Raw genomic sequence first — 2345 nt, forward strand, 5'->3', positions numbered from 1 at the left:
GTGAATAAAACCAAATTAACAACAAGTAGTAAAGTAATAGGCAAGGCAAAGCCAGGTAAGTTCAACTTAATTGGAGAAAATTATGGGTTTTCTAGTAAGGGCATTAGCATTTTTTCTAGTCCGTTAAGCTTTACTTCGTAGATCATTGCTAATTGGGTACCTAAATGCCCATCGGGAAAACCTTGCCGCTTAAACCAGACTAAATAAGGTTCGGGTAATAAAAGTAAGGGACGCCCTGCATATTTTCCAAATGGCATCTTGGTATTAATAGCTGTTTTTAATTGCTGGGTATCCATGCTTTACTTTTTTAGAGTTGAGTGAGCCGCAGTTTAATATAGTTAGTGAAAAGAAAATAGGTTATACGGGCAGGAATAGCCTATTTATAGTAGGCGCTGACCCTTAAACCCTGATTTGATTAAACACTAATTGATTAAAAGTGAGCAATACGATCGGTGCGTTGCTTTCACGTAATGTTTTATGAATAGGTTTACAATAAGTAATAAAAGGGAAGGGCTAAGTTTAAGCTTTGAAAATTAAATGTAGGTGGTTATCAGTCCCTTTAATAATAACCACCTATTACATTATGGAAGTAATTTTTGCTTTACGTGCTCAGCAAAACCACTACCGGCTTCTAAGTAGAAGTTGTAGGTAAAGTTCACGCCCATTTCCTCTAGTTCTTTTTGCTGATCAGGGTAGTTGGCAATGGCCGTTACTTGGCCTTTATATCCTGAGGCCTTAAGTTGCTCTAGGGCGAATATATTCTGCATGTGTTTAGGCATTGCTAACATGACCATTTCGACGTGAGAGTGATTAACACGTTGCCAAAAGTCAGGATCGGTTGCATCGGCTATTAATACTTTGCGACCGCGCTTGATATGTTTATCGACTACTTCCCGCTTTATATCAATACCAGCTACAATACCAGGGTGTGTGGCGTTAATTGTTTCATAGGCACCGGTACCAATTCGGCCCATACCAAAAACAACTATTTTAGTATAATTAAGATTAACCGGTTGCTCTTCAGCTAAGCTAGTGTCGCTTTCAAAGGGTAATAACCAACGCTCTATCTTGACGTAAGCTTCGTTAGAATATTTATTTAAGGGTGAAGCGATAACAAAAGTGATAGAGACAGCAATGGCCATCACCGCCAACCATTCAGAGGTGATCATTCCACTACTTGCTGCGACCATACAAACAATTAAGCCAAACTCACTGTAATTAGATAGGCTAAACGCATTAAGTAATGAAGTGCGTGCACGTAATTTAAACATGTTTGTTAGCACATAGTAGAGAATAACCTTCAAAGGTAATAACGCAACGAGAATGAGTGCAATAAGTAATGAATTTATAGTGAGATCAGCGCCAAGGCCAATAGTTAAGAAAAAGCCCACGAGTAGTACGTCTTTTAAACTGAGTAATGACTTTGCAAGCTCACTGGCTTTTTTATGTGGGGCGAATATCATACCAATGATAAGCGCGCCCAAATCACCTTTAAGGCCAACAAACTCGAATGCTTGATAGCCTGCAACTAACGCAAAAAAGAAACCAAATAAAGGGAGTAGCTCACCATATTTTGAGCGATCTAAAACCCAAAACATCATAGGTCGTAATAACGGTAATAAGGCAAACAACAACAGTGCCCAGGGACTTGGTACTTTCCCCGTGCTTATTACTAAAAATACTACGGCAAAGATATCTTGCATTACCAAAATACCAATAGAGACTTTACCGTGTAAGCTTGCCATTTCACCTCGTTCTTCAAACACTTTTACCGCAAATACGGTGCTTGAAAAACTAAAAGCAAAACCAACCAGCAATGCACTTTGCCAAGTTAATCCATTAAATAACGGCACTGTCATTGCGCCAAGTACTAACATTAAGGAACAAAATAAAGCACTACAGAGAATAATATGTAACGAAGCTGGCGCCCATACATAAGGTTTTATTAGGTTACTTACCTTAAGCTTTAAACCGATACTAAATAATAGCAGTACAACGCCTAGGCTAGCGATACTATTGAGTAGTTCAGTTGTTTTGTAGCCCATTAAATTAAGTGCAAACCCGGCAAGTAAAAAGCCGATTAAAGGAGGAAGCTTTAATTGATAAACAGCGAAGCCAAAGATAAATGCTGTAGCGAAATATAATAATTCCATAATGTTTCGTGTTACCTCACCAAGAGTTTTAGTGTAGCTAAATATCAACTGCATGGAAATTAATTAGCGCTCTTAACACATAATAAATGTAGTTGTCGCTTTTTCTCGCGTAAAAAATAGCCACTCAGTACATTTTTATTAGCGAAAAATGCAAAAGCGTTATTTTTTCACTGACATTGGCTTTTAAATGTC

General features: G+C 38.0%; 2 protein-coding genes. Both read right to left on the reverse strand.

Translation table 11 applies throughout. The features are described from left to right. Positions 1-80: 80 nt before the first annotated feature. Positions 81-296, reverse strand: coding sequence for a DUF3820 family protein (locus ACT3RM_RS17525; protein ID WP_441836016.1), 216 nt, complete (start codon positions 294-296; stop codon positions 81-83). 285 nt (positions 297-581) lie between these two features. Next, a complete protein-coding gene (locus ACT3RM_RS17530; protein ID WP_441836017.1) occupies positions 582-2153 on the reverse strand; it encodes a cation:proton antiporter domain-containing protein in 1572 nt (523 codons plus the stop codon). Between the last annotated feature and the right edge of the window lie 192 nt (positions 2154-2345).

This window comes from Pseudoalteromonas sp. AOP7-A1-14, from assembly GCF_052376275.1.
Classification (GTDB): domain Bacteria; phylum Pseudomonadota; class Gammaproteobacteria; order Enterobacterales; family Alteromonadaceae; genus Pseudoalteromonas.

What these genes read in the sequence shown, in the direction of transcription:
- ACT3RM_RS17530 (WP_441836017.1), bottom strand. Translation starts at nt 2,153, where the DNA reads ATGGAATTATTATATTTCGCTACAGCATTTATCTTTGGCTTCGCTGTT.
- ACT3RM_RS17525 (WP_441836016.1), bottom strand. Translation starts at nt 296, where the DNA reads ATGGATACCCAGCAATTAAAAACAGCTATTAATACCAAGATGCCATTT.